This is a genomic window from Bacillus sp. FSL W7-1582 (genome assembly GCF_038593325.1).
GTDB lineage: Bacteria > Bacillota > Bacilli > Bacillales > Bacillaceae > Bacillus > Bacillus altitudinis.
In genome coordinates this window covers 1443705-1459882 of record NZ_CP151987.1, presented here as the reverse complement: position 1 = coordinate 1459882, position 16178 = coordinate 1443705, and the positions used below count along the sequence as shown (strand labels likewise).

Genomic DNA, 16178 nt, shown 5'->3' with positions numbered 1-16178 from the left:
TGTGCTTTTCATTTATTCATATTTCGGAATGAGCGCATCTGGTACAGCATCTTTCGCTCTTTCTTTTCTCGCCCAGTCAAAGAAGACAACAGCAAGAATCGATCCGTATACAATCTCTTGAATGATTTTCATCAAAATAGCACCTAGCTGCTGATCTTCTAGCAGCGGCAATGTATGAAACATGTCAGGTCCCGTAAGCGCAAGACCAGCAAGCATATCACTCGGTACGCATAGGTGCAGTGCTTGTATCCATGCGCCGGCATCTGAATAAGTGGCATAGATAGGCGCTTCACTAAACATAATGAGTGCGCAGGCAGGTGTCATTAAAATCCCATCTGCCATAATATATCCAAGCTTTAAAATGCCCGTAATCTGCGGCTGACTTTGCACTTTATGGACAAGCGGCCACCACATGAAAAAGGCAGCGATAAAAATGACAACCGTCATCAATGCGTGATAAAACGGATCTGTTTTGACAAAATCGAACACAAGCGGAATATGATACAGCGAAAACAACCCGTTAAATCCGAGCAAGGCAATCAACGGCTTAGAAAACAAGCGGAAAATCGGCTGAATGCCCCGTGTTTGAATGATCCGCTCCCAAATCGCCGCAGGTAAACCTGTAATAAGAAGCGGCGGGATGACCAAATAGAGCACTGCCATTTGCGCCATATGCGCACTGAACATAATATGCCCCATTAAATCAATCGGGCTCCCCTTCACTGCATAAAGCAACACAAGCCCCGTGAGAAATAGCGTTTTCTCTTTCACCGTCGCACGGTGCTTGCCCTTCGTCACGAGAAGCAGATAAAAAGCGGCTGCTACTACAATACATGTCAAATAGTAAGGACTCCATAATGCACGAAATCCAAATATCTCTAAGTTTTCCATTGCTGCGCCTCCTTCAAGGGCAAAGCGAGCTTACCACCAAATAATGGTCAAAAAGGCTAAAACGGTAATAAACGCGACAAACACACCTGAGTAAAGAAACAACGCGGGTGTTTCATGCCCTTTTTGGTTCATGTGCATAAAATAATAAAGCTGAAAAGCTACCTGAATCACTGCAAGCAGTAAAATAAAAGGGACAGCGAACCAATTTCCGACATCTTCAGAGGCGATTGTTAAAAAGGCAACAAACGTTAAACCAATCATCAAGCCGAAAGAAATGAGCTGATGCTTCATTTCTTCGGCATTTTTCTTTTTCCGATAGACAAGATCGACTTTGGACTGATTTGTGTTTTTATTTCCCATTCTTATCCCACCATTCCCATTAAATATACAACGGTAAAGATGAAGACCCACACAACATCAATGAAGTGCCAATAAAGGCTCGCCACATAATATTTTGGTGCATTGTATAAATCGAGTCCGCGTCTCATATTCCGAATCATCAGAGCGGTGATCCAGCAAAGTCCAAATGCGACGTGAGCCCCGTGTGTTCCAACAAGCGTATAGAAGGAAGAGCCAAGTGCAGAGCTCGTAATGGTAAATTCATACGCATGCACATAATGATAAAACTCATAAATTTCTACCCCTAAAAATCCAGCACCTAAAAGAACGGTTACACCTAGCCAAAGCTGCATTTTTTTAAAGGCAAAGTTTTTCATATGATACATAGCATACACACTCGTTAAACTGCTCGTTAACAGAAGCATTGTGGCAATAAAGACAAGTGTGAGGTCAAACATTTCAGTTGTTGTTGCGCCGCCTGCATTTGAATTTTTCAGCGCCAAATAAGTGGCAAACAAAGATGCAAACAGGACCGTTTCTCCCCCAAGAAACAACCAGAACCCGACGAACTTATTCTTTCCTTCTAACGTGGCTTTCTCAGGAGAAGCCGGAAAGGTTTCCGCTGTCATTTTTTGTGGTTCCATTATGCTTTCACCCCTTTGTCATCGTCATCCGTCAAATCTTCTTTGTGAATATGGTATCCATGATCATCTTTAAGAGAGCGAACGAGCATGGTCGCAAACGTGATCCCAAGACCAATGAAGATCACCGGTAGACCCCAGCTGTGTTCTTGACGATACATAAAACCAAACGCTGACACAAATAGACCGAATGAGATAATGATAGGCAAGATGGAATTATTCGGCATGTGAATATCATCGAGCGGTTCAGATGCTGTCATTCCTTTTTTACCATCCATTTTCTCAATCCATAATGGATCAAGTCCCCGTACAAGAGGCAGCTGCTTAAAGTTATATTCTGGCGGAGGTGAAGATACTGCCCATTCAAGCGTTCTTCCATCTCCCCAAGGATCGCCCGATACACGCTCTCCTTTTGCTGTCGTCCAGATGATATTAATCAGCATGATCACAACTGCTACAAACATGAACAGTGCCCCAATCGTACTGACCAAGTTCCCAAGGTCTAGACCCTGACCTGGCAAGAATGTAAAGACTCGGCGCGGCATGCCCCAAAGACCGAGAAAATGCTGGATAAAGAACGTTAAATGGAAACCGACGAAAAACAGCACAAAGCCAATTTTCCCAAGCTTCTCATTCAGTATTTTCCCAAACATCTTCGGCCACCAATAATGCACACCAGCTAAAATACCGAAGACCACACCACCGATAATGACATAGTGGAAATGCGCCACAACAAAGTACGTGTCATGGAACTGATAATCCGCTGCTGCTGCTGCAAGCATGACGCCGGTTACACCGCCAAGTAAGAATGACGGAATGAACGCAACTGAATATAGCATCGGCGTTGTAAACTTCACATTACCGCCCCATATGGTGAGCAACCAGTTAAACACTTTAATTCCAGTTGGCACCGCAATCGCCATTGTGGCTACGGCAAAGATCGCATTGGCAATTGGACCAAGTCCTGTTGTGAACATGTGATGCGCCCACACCATGAATCCAAGGAAACCAATTAATACAGTCGCAAACACCATGGACGAATAACCAAACAATCTTTTTCTTGCAAACACCGGAATGATCTCAGAGAAAATCCCAAATGCCGGCAAAATCAAGATATACACTTCTGGGTGTCCAAAAATCCAGAACAAATGCTCCCAGATGATTGTATTTCCGCCGAGCTCTGGATTAAAAAAGCTCGTATCAAACATTCGATCAAGCATCAGCATCGCAAGTCCTGCTGTCAGCGGCGGGAATGCGAATAAAATTAGTGCAGATGCCACAAACGTCGTCCAGGTAAAGAGCGGCATTCTCATATACGTCATACCTGGCGCTCTCATATTAATAATCGTTGCAAGAAAGTTGATTCCGGCAATTAGCGTACCAATACCCGCTATCTGCAACCCTAAAATATAGAAATCCATGCCGTGCCCTTCTGAATTCAGCGTGAGCGACGCATAGGCAGTCCAGCCTGCATCAGGTGCTCCGCCCATAAACCATCCAAGGTTTAAGAAAATTCCTCCGAAAAAGAACAACCAAAAACCAAGTGAATTCACAAATGGAAACGCTACGTCACGTGCACCAATTTGAATGGGTACAACCGCGTTCATTAATGCAAATAAAAGCGGCATTGCTGCAAGGAAAATCATCGTTGTTCCATGCATCGTCATGACTTCATTGTAAAACCCTGCACTCACAAAATCATTTTCAGGGATGGCTAGCTGAATACGGATAATCATCGCTTCCAGGCCACCAATTAAAAAGAAAAATCCCCCTGCCACTAAATATAGTATGGCAATTTTTTTGTGGTCAACCGTCGTTAAGTAATCCCATAAGACAGCGCCAAACCCCCGCTTTTTAGCTATTGTACTCACCATGAAATCCCCCTCTTATCTCCCATTTGCCCCTTTTCATATCAATGTCTATCTTCACGTTCTAAAAACAGACTATATCTGACAGATGACTTATTCTTGGATGTAGAGACTTATTCGGGAGCTCTTAACAAAAACTTCACATAGATCGTATACCCTTTTGAATGTGCGCAACTTCAAGCTGCTCAAGGCATTTACTGTATTTTAAGACCTTTTAAATACTCGTAGAGTGCATCTGCTTCTGAATCATTTAGTTTAGGGTACGTCCCTGTCATCTTATTACCTGGTTTAAAGCTCTCTGGATCTTTCAGCCATGCTTTGACATTTTCTTTGTTCATGTCTTTAATTCCAGCTACTTTTGTCCGCTCTCCGAAGGTTGCAAGGTTTGGTGCAGTCCTTGCCGCCTCTGGTCGTTCATCTCCAGGCTCTACCGCGTGACAACTTAAACAGTTTTTCTCTTTAAAGAGTTTTTCACCCTCAAGGGCTAGATCTGACGTAGATGCAGGCTTTTTATAATCTGTCATCTTTTTCGTCCAGCCTAAAAACTCATCTTGAGAAAGCGTTTTAACTTTAAAGTCCATTAAAGCATGTGATGGACCACAAAGCTCTGCACATTTCCCATAGAAATATTCTCCAGCATCTTTCGTTCGTTTTGAGTCAAATGTTAAATAAAACTTGTTCTCGTTGTCTGTATTTGTATCAATTTTACCCCCAGCTGATGGAATCCAGAATGAGTGTTTCACATCAGATGCTTTCAGCTTAAAATAAACCTTTTGATCAGTTGGAACAATCAATTCCTGACTTGTCACAATCCCATAATCAGGGTATTCAAATTCCCACCAATATAAGCTGGCTCTTACATTCACAACAAGTGTTTTTTCAGGATCTCGTTTTTTCTTATCCATAGCGCTTGTATCCCCTAGCTCAAGCGTGTATGCCACAACAGGTACAACGAGAATAATGAGTAGAAGTATCGGAATCGCTGTCCACGTAATTTCGAGGTTACGGTTCCCTTCTACCTGTTTAGGAATCGTATCTTCTCCCACTTTAGAACGTTTGAATTTAATGATGACGTAAAAGAAAATGATCGATACAACAATAACGACAAGAACCATAATAAGTGTACTCAGTACCGTTAGGAAAAACTGTTTATCTGCTACTTCCCCAACTGGCTTGAGTGTTGATAAGTATGGTTCACCGCAGCCCGCCAAAACGAGCGTCAGTAAGAGAAACAGTGAATAAACACGCCATTTTCTTATCATAATTTGTCCCAACCCCTTTTGCTTGATCTCCTTTGCCTTTCGCTTTTACCTCTTATTTATAAAATCACCTTTCACCCATCCATAACCCCCGCCTCTTATAAAAGCACTTACATTTCCTCTTTTCATAAAAAAATGATGTTTTTACTCAAAATACCATTTATGTATAAACAGAAAGCCGCCTAAATAGAACTGAATATCAGGCGGCTTTCATAGTTGTAAGAAAATGTTGTGTTATAAGATATAGCCATTGTTTTGATGTGATCAAAGTGTATTTCACTCTAGAATAGTGTAATAATAATCATCGCAACGAAAAAGATCGTTAAGTAGTTTAATGAATAAACGAACATGAGTGTTGACCACTTCATGATATCTTTCATTTTAAAGCCCATAAGACCAATGACGAGCCATCCAATGTTCAGCAATGTGCCAAGTGCGACAATCGGCCATCCTAATCCACCTAAGAAAAATGGAAGCGGGAGAAGACATGCTGTCCAAATGATGATTTGGCGTTTTGTGACTTCAAAGCCGTAAACAACTGGCAGCATTGGAATACCTGCTTTGCGGTAATCTTCCGTTTTCTTAATCGCAAGTGATAAGAAATGCGGAATTTGCCAGATGAACATAATCATAAACAGGACCCAAGCCGTTGTGTCGATGGTGCCTGTAACAGCTGTCCAGCCAATTAATGGCGGAACCGCACCAGATACACTCCCAATGACTGTATTAATGGTGTAATGACGTTTAGACCACATCGTGTATAGAACTGCATAAGTAAAGACACCGATAAATCCAATCACTGCTGATGTAACAGTTGTCATCAGAAGCATAATCAGTCCAAGTACAACAAGCAGAATACCAAATGCATACGCTTGACCCGGCTGAACTTTACCTGTCACCGTCGGTCTTGTTTTTGTTCTTTCCATTAGTATATCAATATCACGGTCAAACGCATTATTAATGGCGCATGAACCGGCAATAATAAGAGAAGAACCAATCATTGTTAACAGCACAATATCAAGATTCCCAAGAAAACTCATATCTGTAAAATAAAAAGCAAGCCACATTCCAGTAAAAGTTGTAATGAAATTGGAATTGACGATGCCCATTTTAATAAGAGCAAGAAAATCTTTTAAAGCGGTTGTTTCTTCTATTTGTCCATGAATAGCTGCTTCCGCGGCTGTTTTGGAATTTGCCAATGTGTATAACCTCCCTTGCCCAAACCTTCAAACGAACGAATAAAACGTAAAATCGTTACAACTCTATCATACAAGATAAAGAGCTGTAAAAAAACATCCTATTAAATAATAAACGACAAACTTGAAGTTATTTGTGAACTTTTCGTGAATTTATTAGGATGTGCGTTTCAGAAGGCGGTGCAAAATGAAATATTCTCTCCTCTATTTCTATCAGACTGTCAAAGAAAGATCAAGCACTCTAAATCTGTAAACTTTGTGAACTAACATATCATTTTTTTGTGAACTTTGGTCATTATGAATTGCAACAGAACACGCATTTGGCTTAAACTTGAGAGCATGTGAGGTTTTCATTTAGATCAGAAGTTATTTAGAGAAGGTGAAATCATTTGATGAAATTTGCTTTAAGGTTATTGAGCGTTGTCACAACATTTGTGATGCTGATCGTTCTGATTGGCGGTGCGCTTGTGACGAAAACTGGCTCCGGTCTTGGCTGCGGCAGACAGTGGCCCCTTTGCCACGGTCGTTTCTTTCCAGAAATGAACCCTGCTTCCATTATCGAATGGAGCCACCGCATGTCAACAGGAGTTTCCACCATTCTTGTACTGGCACTGGCGGTCTTATGCTGGAAAAAAATCAGTCCAGTATTCCGTGAAACCAAATTTTTGGTCATCATGTCCATTATATTCTTACTGCTTCAAGCGCTGTTAGGGGCACTCGCCGTTGTGTTTGGTTCTAACGCACTTGTCATGGCACTGCACTTCGGTATTTCACTGATTTCTTTTGCTTCCGTTTTACTGCTGGCACTGCTTGTGTTTGAAGCCACCAGATCTGAAACAAAGCTTGTGAAGCCGCTTCATATCGGCAAAAGAATGCAGTTCCATATTTATGGGTTGATCACATATACGTATATTGTGGTGTATACGGGCGCCTATGTGAGACATACAAAATCAAGTCTTGCATGCTCTGTCTTCCCATTTTGTTCAAAAGACGGCGCACTTCCAGCGTATTTTAATCAATGGGTTCAAATGTCTCACCGAGCAGCAGCCCTTCTTTTATTCGTTTGGATATTTGTTGCGATGTTCCATGCCCTTAAACATTATAAAGAACAAAAGCAGCTGTATTATGGATGGATCATTTCAGCCATTCTGATTACACTTCAAGCGATCTCTGGTGTCATGTCTGTTTATTCTCATCTCGCACTCGGTTATGCGCTTGCTCATTCATTCTTTATTTCTTGTTTGTTTGGGGTACTATGCTACTTCTGCTTACTCATTGCCCGGTTTAAATATGAAAATAGAGAGCCTTTCAGATAAACATACAATCCCCCTTTCATCCGAAAAGGGGGATTTCTTTTATGTTTGTTTCGCTTCTTCGAATAGCGAAATGGCCTTTTTTCGTCTTTCTTGATGATCGACTGTAGGCAGAGGATATGTATCCCCCAGCATGCATCCCGATTTCATTTGCTCATCTATCGGCATTTTACTCGGTTCATGAATCCATTTTTCATTCACATGCTTTAGTTCTGGTACATACCTTCTAATATATTCTCCGCTTGGGTCAAATCGTTTCGACTGGGTCGTTGGGTTAAAAATACGGAAGTAAGGAACAGCATCCGTTCCGACAGAGGCTGCCCACTGAAATCCTCCAATATTCGAAGCCTCATCATAGTCGACAAGTTTTCTCGCAAAATACGCTTCGCCCATTCTCCAATCGATGAGATAATCTTTTGTCAGGAATGAAGCCGTCACCATTCTCAAACGGTTATGCATCCAGCCTTCTTCATTTAACTGTCTCATCCCAGCGTCAACGAGCGGGAAGCCTGTTTGTCCTTTACACCAAGCTTCAAAAAGTGTCTCATCATCATTCCATTTTATATGTTGAAAGGAGGCATTGATTTCTTTTTCTTTCATCTCTGGATAATGCGCAAAGATCATATGATAAAAATCACGCCATGCCAGCTCTTTGATAAATGTTTCCTTGCCCTCATCTTCAAAAAGTTCTTCCTCATTGACCGCATGAAAGATTGTGCGAATAGAAATGGTCCCGGTTTTTAAGAACCGAGACAGCTTGCTCGTCCCAAAAACAGACGGAATATCTCGTTTCTCGTGATAACGCGTCAATCTTTCTTGAATAAAGCCGCCTAGCGTGCTTCTCGCTTTGTCTGACCCAATCTGATCGAATTTCCTTGTACATTTCTTGATGATGTCCCTTAGTTTCTCATCTCCCTTTTCAGAAAGTGACTCATCACAAATCGTGTGCTCACTGCTCAGAAATGATTTGTCAACTTTTATCACAGACTGCTTCTCCTGCTTCCGCCACGCTTGATAGTATGGAGTAAACACTTGATAATGAGACCCATCCGCTTTTAAAATATCTCTCGCCCCATGCAGATGCGTATCTTGCCACTTTGACACATGAATGCCCTTTTCTTCTAAGAAACGGGTCACTTGCTCATCACGTGTTCGACCATTTCCTACTTCGTCCTCATTAAAAAAGACCGCATTGATGTCATAAGCATTCATGAGCTTTTGAAAAGCGGACAAAATATCATCATGAATGAGATGAACATACATGTGAGATTCTCTCGCTTCCTTGACGAAATTGGCCAAGTTTTGAAAGAAATGTTCGTTGTTCAAATCCAGTTCCATTTCTGTAAAAAACGGATCTAGATGATAAAAAGCAAATAATCGGTACTGATGTTTTTTTGCATATGTGATCGCTTTTGATAAGGCGATATGATCATCCAATCGCATATCTCGGCGAAACCAAATCACGACAATTTCCACTCTTTCTTCACCTCATTCTATAGTGTAATCACTCTAGCGGGCGGCTGCACATTTTAATGCGCTCAAAAAAAAGACACATCACAGTGGATGTGTCTTGGATTGTTGACAAAGGGCTAAAATGCTCTTTATTTTAGCCCTTTGTTTTCTTTTCAGCGTGATAGAAAGCCCTTGAAGTCTAGGAAAAGAACGAGTACTGGAGCGGAGCGAATTTGACATTCGTGAGCACCAGCACGCAGGACTGACAAAGAATGCAAGGGTTTGTCTACACGCTGAGACACATCGCAGTGGATGTGTCTCACTCATTATTCAGGCTTTAAGACAATCAACAGATCTCCAGTTTGAATCCCTTCTCCATTCGTGACATGAATTTCATCCACGACTGCTGAGAACGGTGCTTGTACCGTCGTTTCCATTTTCATCGCTTCATTGATCATCAAATGCTCACCTTGAGAAATTTTCTGTCCTTTTTCAACAAGCACTTTGATCACAGTGCCTGGCATCGATGCCGCAATGTGATTTGGATTTGAGCGATCTGCCTTCATTTTTTCTTGAACGGAGGATTTGATGCTTTCATCCTTAATGACCACTTCACGCGGTTGTCCATTCAGCTCAAAGTAAAGCACTCTTGTAGCGTCCGGATTCGGTTCTCCAATTGACACGAGTTTGACAATGAGGGTTTTCCCTTTTTCAATTTCTACCTCAATTTCTTCACCAAGTCTCATGCCGTAGAAGAAGGTTGGTGTGTCAAGAACAGAGATGTCTCCATAGCTTTCTGCTGTTTGAACAAATTCAGAAAAGACTTTCGGGTATAAAGCATATGCAATGGCATCTTGTTCTGTTAACGTCAAGTCATGCGATTCTTTGAACTGCTTTTTGATTTCTTCAAAGTCCACTGGTTTCAGTTTCTCACCTGGTCTGACAGTAAGCGGCTCCTCCCCTTTTAAAATCAGCTTTTGCAATTTTTCTGGGAATCCGCCATGAGGCTGTCCTAAATAGCCTTTAAACAATTCAACAACCGAATCTGGGAAATCCAGTGTTGCTCCTTTTTCATAAACATCCTCTTCTGTCAGATCGTTTTGCACCATATAAAGTGCCATATCTCCGACCACTTTAGAAGACGGTGTCACTTTCACAATGTCACCAAACATGTCATTTACACGTCTGTACATTTCTTTTACTTCATTCCAGCGGTCGCCAAGGCCGACCCCTTTCGCCTGCTGTTGCAGGTTACTATACTGGCCACCAGGCATTTCATGCTCATAAATTTCTGTATGCGGTGAATTCATTCCGCTTTCAAACTCATGGTAATATTTTCTGACGGAATCCCAATATTGAGAAAGACGTTCAACCGCTTGAACATTCATTTCGGGCTTTCTTTCATGTCCGTCTAAAGCATAATATAATGAGCTCGCACTTGGTTGTGATGTGAGCCCCGCCATAGAGCTGACTGCAACATCAACAATATCAACACCTGCATCAATCGCTCTTGCATAGGTGAAGAGTCCATTTCCACTCGTATCGTGTGTATGAAGATGGATTGGAATCGTGAGCTCGTCTTTTAGAGCAGATACAAGTTCATAAGCCGCCTGCGGTTTTAATAATCCCGCCATATCTTTAATGCCTAAAATATGAGCGCCTGCGGATTCAAGCTCCTTCGCAAGAGAGACATAATATTTCAAATCATATTTCGGACGTGATGGATCAAGAATATCACCTGTATAACAAATCGCTGCCTCTGCCACTTTGCCTGATTCACGAACAGAATCAATGGCAAGCGTCATGCCTTTGACCCAGTTTAGGCTGTCAAAAATACGGAAGACGTCAATGCCTGCCTCTGCCGATTCCTTTACAAATGCTTTAATCACATTATCCGCATAGTTTGTATATCCGACAGCGTTTGATGATCTTAATAGCATTTGGAACAAAGTGTTTGGCACTTCTTGACGAAGCTCTTTCAATCTTTCCCAAGGATCTTCTTTCAAGAAACGATATGCCACATCAAATGTAGCGCCGCCCCACATTTCCATACTGAATAACTCTGGCCATAAACCTGCTGTTGGCTGCGCAACTTTCTTTAAGTCGTGTGTTCTAAAGCGTGTTGCAAGCAGGGATTGATGTGCGTCTCTAAAGGTTGTATCCGTTAAAAGTACACCGCTTTGCTCTTTCACCCAATTGGCGAGCCCCTCAGGTCCATGCTTGTCTAACAATTGTTTTGTTCCAGAAGGAATCGTTTCATGGACAGCAAGTTTCGGCACATTTGGTTTATCAAAATGAGGCTTCTTATTTTCCGAAATACCAGGGAACCCATTAATGGTAACGTTACCAATATAAGTAAGCATTTTCGTTCCACGGTCTTTTTGCTTAGGGAAGTTAAATAGCTCAGGTGTTGAATCAATAAACGATGTATCATATTCCCCTCTTAGAAACTTCTCGTGCTTTGCGACGTTTTCAAGAAACGGGATATTTGTTTTAATGCCGCGAATCCTGAATTCTTGTAAATTTCGGACCATTTTAGCCGCAGCTTGATCAAATGTAAGTGCCCAAGTAGACAGCTTGACCAACAGTGAATCGTAATAAGGTGTAATCACCGCACCTTGGAAGCTGTTCCCTGTATCAAGACGTACACCAAAACCACCGCCTGAACGGTAAGCCATGATTTTTCCTGTATCTGGCATGAAGTCATTCAAAGGATCTTCTGTTGTGACCCTTGATTGAATGGCAAATCCATGTGTAAAGATATCTTCTTGTTTTGGTATCCCGACTTCTTTGCTGTGAAGGTCATGTCCTTTTGCGACAAGAATTTGGGTTTGGACGATATCGACACCTGTGATCATTTCTGTGATCGTGTGTTCCACTTGGACCCTAGGATTGACTTCAATAAAATAAAACTCCCCATTTGCCACTAGGAATTCTACAGTCCCTGCATTGATATACGATACATTCTGCGCCAGCTGAACAGCCGCTTCACAGATGTCTTCACGCAATTGATTAGAAAGAGACACACTTGGTGCAACCTCAATGACTTTTTGATGACGCCTTTGAACAGAGCAGTCACGCTCATATAAATGAATGATATTGCCGTGATTGTCTCCAATCACCTGCACTTCAATATGTTTCGGATTTTCAATCAGCTTTTCAACGTATACTTCGTCATTTCCAAAAGCCGCTTTCGCCTCTGACTTTGCACGGTCATAGGCTTCGTTCAGCTCCTCTTTTGATCTGACAATCCGCATACCTCGGCCGCCGCCTCCAAGTGAAGCTTTAATAATAAACGGGTAACCATATTCTTCACCGAATTTTTCGACTTCTTTGACCGAATCAACTGGCCCGTCACTTCCTGGAATGACTGGAATTCCAGCTTTTTTCGCTTCATCTCTCGCTTTTACTTTATCTCCAAACATATCTAAATGTTGAGAAGTTGGGCCGATGAATTGGATGCCTTCCTCTTCGCATCGTCTTGCAAAATGAATGTTTTCAGATAAAAATCCGTATCCTGGATGAATCGCATCCACGTCATTTCGTTTTGCAATTTCGATGATCCCCTCGATATCAAGGTAGGCATCAATCGGCTTTTTACCTTCTCCAACTAGATATGCTTCATCGGCTTTATAGCGATGATAAGAGCCCGAGTCTTCTTTGGAGTAAATGGCCACTGTACGTAAGTTGAGCTCCGTACAGGCCCTAAAGACTCTGATAGCGATTTCCCCTCTGTTTGCAACTAGAACCTTTTGAATTGTTCTCTGTGACATTCTCACTCCTCCATATCCCTTAAAATTTTATATGTACTCTATAATAAAGGAAGAAATGAAAACTGTACACTTTTGTTTTCTAAAGATTCAAAGTTTTCTGCAATCCATTTTTTTGAATCGATGGTTTGCTGATTGATTTTTTCTTTTTATAACGCTCTTTATATTCAGTGAACATGCTGATATTCAGCAATATTCCCATACATCCACTCAGTAAAATGATAGAGGATCCCCCGTAGCTGATAAACGGAAGTGTAACCCCAGTGATCGGAATGAGCCCTGAAACACCGCCCAAATTAATACACGTTTGGATGGCAATCATTGAAGAAATTCCTATTGCAAGCAAACTTCCAAACGGATCTTCACACTTTCTCGCAATGTAAAAACCTTTCACGACAATAAAGCCAAGGAGAGCAAGGACAAAAAATACACCGAAAAAACCAAGCTCTTCCGAGATAATTGCCATGATAAAATCTGTATGCGGTTCTGGAAGGTATCCATACTTTTGTACACTCTCTCCAAGACCAAGACCAAAAAAGCCGCCTGATCCAATCGCATAATATGAATTAATCAATTGATGCCCAGAAGCGCCTGCGTCTTTAAATGGATCTTGGAAACTCTCAAAACGTCCAAGACGATTCTGCGTGAAAATTTTATCCCAAAAAAGAATAATAAACGGTGTCACAACAACCATCACCGCACTAAATAAAGCGAGCAGCTTGGCCAGCGTTTTACCGCTAAACCCTGAGCATAAAATCATCGCAAGGGCAATCATACCAATGATAAAAGCTGTCCCATAGTCTGGCTGCAAAATAATAAATCCGCATAGGATGGAGACAACCACAATTGGAGGTGTAACCCCTCTTAAAATATGGTCAATATAATGCTGCTTCTTTGCATAGACAGCAGCAAGATAAATGATGACAACGATCTTCACGAATTCCGCTGGCTGAAGACTAAAAGGCCCAAATTTGATCCAACTTCTAGCATTCCCTGCAATGTGACCGCCAAAGTACACATAAATGAGAGAAAACACAGATAGCAAAAGCATCACAATTTGGAATCTTTTATTTAAGAGCAGCTGATACGGAATGAGGGCTGTAAAAATCAAGATGACCGCCCCGACAATCATAAATAAAAGCTGTTTCTTGAAAAAATTATCTGGCGCAGCATCATATCTGATCACAGATGTAATCATACTTGAGCTATACACCATCACCAAGCCGAATGCGCTAATTAATATAATGGCGAACAATAATGAGTAGTCATACGATTTTAGCATTCTCTTTAACATATAATCCTCTTCCTAACGTCTATTTCTACTGCTTGATATTCTCTTCTCTTAGCTGTTCTTATTCTACTACATTTTCTCCGTTTGATCCCGTTTTACCTCTTTATATTGTTCGTCTTTCATGAGACAATCAAGTCCGTTTGGCATCAATCAAAATAAAAAGGCGGACAAAAAAACTCAAACTTATGTTGTGGAAGTTTGAGTTTTCAATCATTATTTTTTTGTGAACGCATCATGAAGTGCGGATAGTTCTCTCTCAAGTTTATCGAGTAGTTTTTTGCCTTCATGTTGATCAACTAATCCAAGCCGGACAGCGAAATCAATTTCTCTCGATAATCCGAACATTTGAGTATCTAAAACCTCTTCATAAAGAGGACATTGCGGCATCGTTAAGTTGTCCATTTGCACTTGGATCAATTTTAAAATTTTATCTGCATCCAATTTTAATAAAGCCAGTGCTTTTTGCCGATGATCGACTAAAATTTCTGACGCCAAAAGTATCCCTCCGTTCCCCAGGCGAGTACCTAATTCTTCTATTTATCATAAAGCGAAACGCCCAAAATTGCAAGCAGATTTGTACAGTTCGCTCTGTAAAAATAAAAAGAAGCCATTCGTTATTAAAAGATACTCATCTCATATTTTTCACTCATGAGCTCAAGCAGCTTAATACCCGCAATACTATTCCCTTTTTCATCCAAAGCAGGTCCGAATATACCTATCCCAAAGTCGTATGGCGCCGCCCCCATAATTCCGCCTGAAACACCACTTTTAGCAGGGATTCCGATATTGATCGCAAATTCCCCGCTCGCATTGTACATACCGCATGTAACCATAAACGTTTTACAAATTCTAGCGACATCTTTCGAAAGGATTTGCTTTCCTGTCTCTGGATGCCTGCCATCTAATGAAAAAACACATGCGATCTTCGCCAAATCCAGGCTGTTCATCATGACGGCGCATTGCTTCGTATAGACGTCCATCACCTCTTCTACATTCCCTTTAATGATATGATATTGCTTCATATAATAGCACATTGCGCGGTTAATCATTGATGTTTCAAATTCGGATGCAGCGGTTTCTTTGCAATATGTAATGGTTGTGTCATTGGCAAGCTCTCTAATAAAACCAAGCAGCCGGTTCAGCTGATCTTGCGGCGTTGCCCCTCTTATTAAACTTGTAACGGCAAGCGCTCCTGCATTAATCATTGGGTTAAGCGGCTTATTTGGGCTTGCTGTCTCTAGTTTAATCATCGAATTAAACGGGTCGCCAGTCGGTTCTTGTCCAACATATTGAAACACTTTTTTCGGTCCTTCTTCTGAGAGCACGAGCGCCAGTGCTAATACTTTTGAAATACTTTGAAGGGTGAATCGTTTATCAACATTTCCTGCTGAGTGGCACGTATTACTCACATGATAAACAGCGACAGATAAATCCGATTGATCCGCTTTACCGAGTGCCGGAATATAGGATGCTACCTTTCCATTTTTGGCCACCTTTTTTGCCTCTTCTACAAATCGCTGAAGCTCTTCATTGTCACGACATGCCATGCCCAAAATCCTCCCTATTTTTCGTCTAATCGTAGTTTGTACAAGGAGGTGCATGTTTATGAAAGTGACAAAGCGGGCGAAAACTTCTATAATTTATGTTGGAAAGGGGTTGTCTTGAACATGAGCATTATTCAAATTAAGGGGAACGTACAATACAAGATCACCATTGATCCGAGTGTATGGATTTTTGATGACCGTAAATTTTTAATGGATTCATTTTTTGAGAAAAGTGCAGCAAACGAAGAGCAGCAGCTAGATCAGGAGCTTGATCAAGAGCGGGTCATAAGAGAAGGTCAAACACTTCCACCCACATTAAAAACAGAGAAAAAATACGAAAAAGAAAGACTTGTCACAGGCAGCTTCGGGATGAAACTTGGCGACATGATAAAAAATGCAGAACCGCTCGAACAAGCGGAGACGTGTGAATTTGTCACAGAAACAGAAACAATTGCTGTTCCGCTCTCTAAGGCGATGGATAGCATTGCCCATTTCAGCCAAAATGGAAAACCTATAACAGAAGAAGGACCAATCCACGTTTATTTCGAGGATCAGTCCAACATCACTCAGCCGATTAAAGGCGTCAAAGAGTTAATCATTACATAAGATAGCGG

At 41.5% G+C, this 16178-nt stretch carries 13 protein-coding genes; 2 read left to right on the top strand and 11 right to left on the bottom strand.

What is annotated here, in order from left to right; genetic code table 11:
- Positions 1-12: 12 nt before the first annotated feature.
- From ctaG to cyoE, 6 genes are all read right to left on the bottom strand, one after another.
- Positions 13-891 (bottom strand): cytochrome c oxidase assembly factor CtaG, encoded by an 879-nt coding sequence (gene ctaG, locus NSQ11_RS07475; RefSeq protein ID WP_008345036.1) that lies wholly within the window; start codon positions 889-891, stop codon positions 13-15.
- Between the two features lie 30 nt (positions 892-921).
- Positions 922-1251: a cytochrome c oxidase subunit IVB gene (gene ctaF, locus NSQ11_RS07470; protein ID WP_003211520.1), complete on the bottom strand. Its 330-nt coding sequence runs from the start codon at positions 1249-1251 to the stop codon at positions 922-924.
- Positions 1252-1253: 2 nt separating this feature from the next.
- Positions 1254-1877, bottom strand: coding sequence for a cytochrome c oxidase subunit III (ctaE, locus tag NSQ11_RS07465; protein ID WP_089374148.1), 624 nt, complete (start codon positions 1875-1877; stop codon positions 1254-1256).
- Positions 1874-3745, bottom strand: coding sequence for a cytochrome c oxidase subunit I (gene ctaD, locus NSQ11_RS07460; protein ID WP_007499823.1), 1872 nt, complete (start codon positions 3743-3745; stop codon positions 1874-1876). The genes ctaE and ctaD overlap by 4 nt, the downstream gene beginning before the upstream one ends.
- Positions 3746-3933: 188 nt before the next feature.
- Complete coding sequence (gene coxB / locus NSQ11_RS07455; protein ID WP_039168612.1) at positions 3934-5001, bottom strand: cytochrome c oxidase subunit II; 1068 nt, start codon at positions 4999-5001, stop codon at positions 3934-3936.
- Positions 5002-5279: 278 nt separating this feature from the next.
- Entirely contained in the window at positions 5280-6197 is a 918-nt protein-coding gene (cyoE, locus tag NSQ11_RS07450) for a heme o synthase (protein ID WP_007499825.1), read from the bottom strand.
- A gap of 389 nt (positions 6198-6586) precedes the next feature.
- Between cyoE and NSQ11_RS07445 the strand changes: the two genes are divergently transcribed.
- Positions 6587-7510: a heme A synthase gene (locus NSQ11_RS07445; RefSeq protein ID WP_025207284.1), complete on the top strand. Its 924-nt coding sequence runs from the start codon at positions 6587-6589 to the stop codon at positions 7508-7510.
- Positions 7511-7549: 39 nt separating this feature from the next.
- Here NSQ11_RS07445 and NSQ11_RS07440 read toward each other — a convergent pair whose 3' ends face one another.
- From NSQ11_RS07440 to glsA, 5 genes are all read right to left on the bottom strand, one after another.
- The gene (locus tag NSQ11_RS07440) at positions 7550-8983 is read right to left on the bottom strand and encodes a deoxyribodipyrimidine photo-lyase (RefSeq protein WP_046527240.1); all 1434 of its coding nucleotides are present in this window, start codon (positions 8981-8983) and stop codon (positions 7550-7552) included.
- 302 nt (positions 8984-9285) lie between these two features.
- Positions 9286-12732, bottom strand: coding sequence for a pyruvate carboxylase (pyc, locus tag NSQ11_RS07435; RefSeq protein WP_048001592.1), 3447 nt, complete (start codon positions 12730-12732; stop codon positions 9286-9288).
- 79 nt (positions 12733-12811) lie between these two features.
- Positions 12812-14023 carry a putative lipid II flippase FtsW gene (ftsW, locus tag NSQ11_RS07430; RefSeq protein WP_008345051.1) on the bottom strand — a complete coding sequence of 404 codons (1212 nt, stop codon included), beginning with the start codon at positions 14021-14023 and terminating at the stop codon, positions 12812-12814.
- Between the two features lie 210 nt (positions 14024-14233).
- Positions 14234-14515 (bottom strand): YlaN family protein, encoded by a 282-nt coding sequence (locus tag NSQ11_RS07425; protein ID WP_003212509.1) that lies wholly within the window; start codon positions 14513-14515, stop codon positions 14234-14236.
- Positions 14516-14637: 122 nt separating this feature from the next.
- Positions 14638-15567 carry a glutaminase A gene (gene glsA, locus NSQ11_RS07420; RefSeq protein ID WP_035392166.1) on the bottom strand — a complete coding sequence of 310 codons (930 nt, stop codon included), beginning with the start codon at positions 15565-15567 and terminating at the stop codon, positions 14638-14640.
- 120 nt (positions 15568-15687) lie between these two features.
- Between glsA and NSQ11_RS07415 the strand changes: the two genes are divergently transcribed.
- Positions 15688-16170 carry a hypothetical protein gene (locus NSQ11_RS07415; protein WP_008345056.1) on the top strand — a complete coding sequence of 161 codons (483 nt, stop codon included), beginning with the start codon at positions 15688-15690 and terminating at the stop codon, positions 16168-16170.
- Positions 16171-16178: the final 8 nt, after the last annotated feature.

Coding starts and splice junctions, on each gene's coding strand:
- coxB (WP_039168612.1), bottom strand. CDS start 5,001: ATGATAAGAAAATGGCGTGTTTATTCACTGTTTCTCTTACTGACGCTC.
- ctaD (WP_007499823.1), bottom strand. CDS start 3,745: ATGGTGAGTACAATAGCTAAAAAGCGGGGGTTTGGCGCTGTCTTATGG.
- pyc (WP_048001592.1), bottom strand. CDS start 12,732: ATGTCACAGAGAACAATTCAAAAGGTTCTAGTTGCAAACAGAGGGGAA.
- glsA (WP_035392166.1), bottom strand. CDS start 15,567: ATGGCATGTCGTGACAATGAAGAGCTTCAGCGATTTGTAGAAGAGGCA.
- ctaG (WP_008345036.1), bottom strand. CDS start 891: ATGGAAAACTTAGAGATATTTGGATTTCGTGCATTATGGAGTCCTTAC.
- ctaF (WP_003211520.1), bottom strand. CDS start 1,251: ATGGGAAATAAAAACACAAATCAGTCCAAAGTCGATCTTGTCTATCGG.
- NSQ11_RS07415 (WP_008345056.1), top strand. CDS start 15,688: ATGAGCATTATTCAAATTAAGGGGAACGTACAATACAAGATCACCATT.
- ftsW (WP_008345051.1), bottom strand. CDS start 14,023: ATGTTAAAGAGAATGCTAAAATCGTATGACTACTCATTATTGTTCGCC.
- NSQ11_RS07445 (WP_025207284.1), top strand. CDS start 6,587: ATGAAATTTGCTTTAAGGTTATTGAGCGTTGTCACAACATTTGTGATG.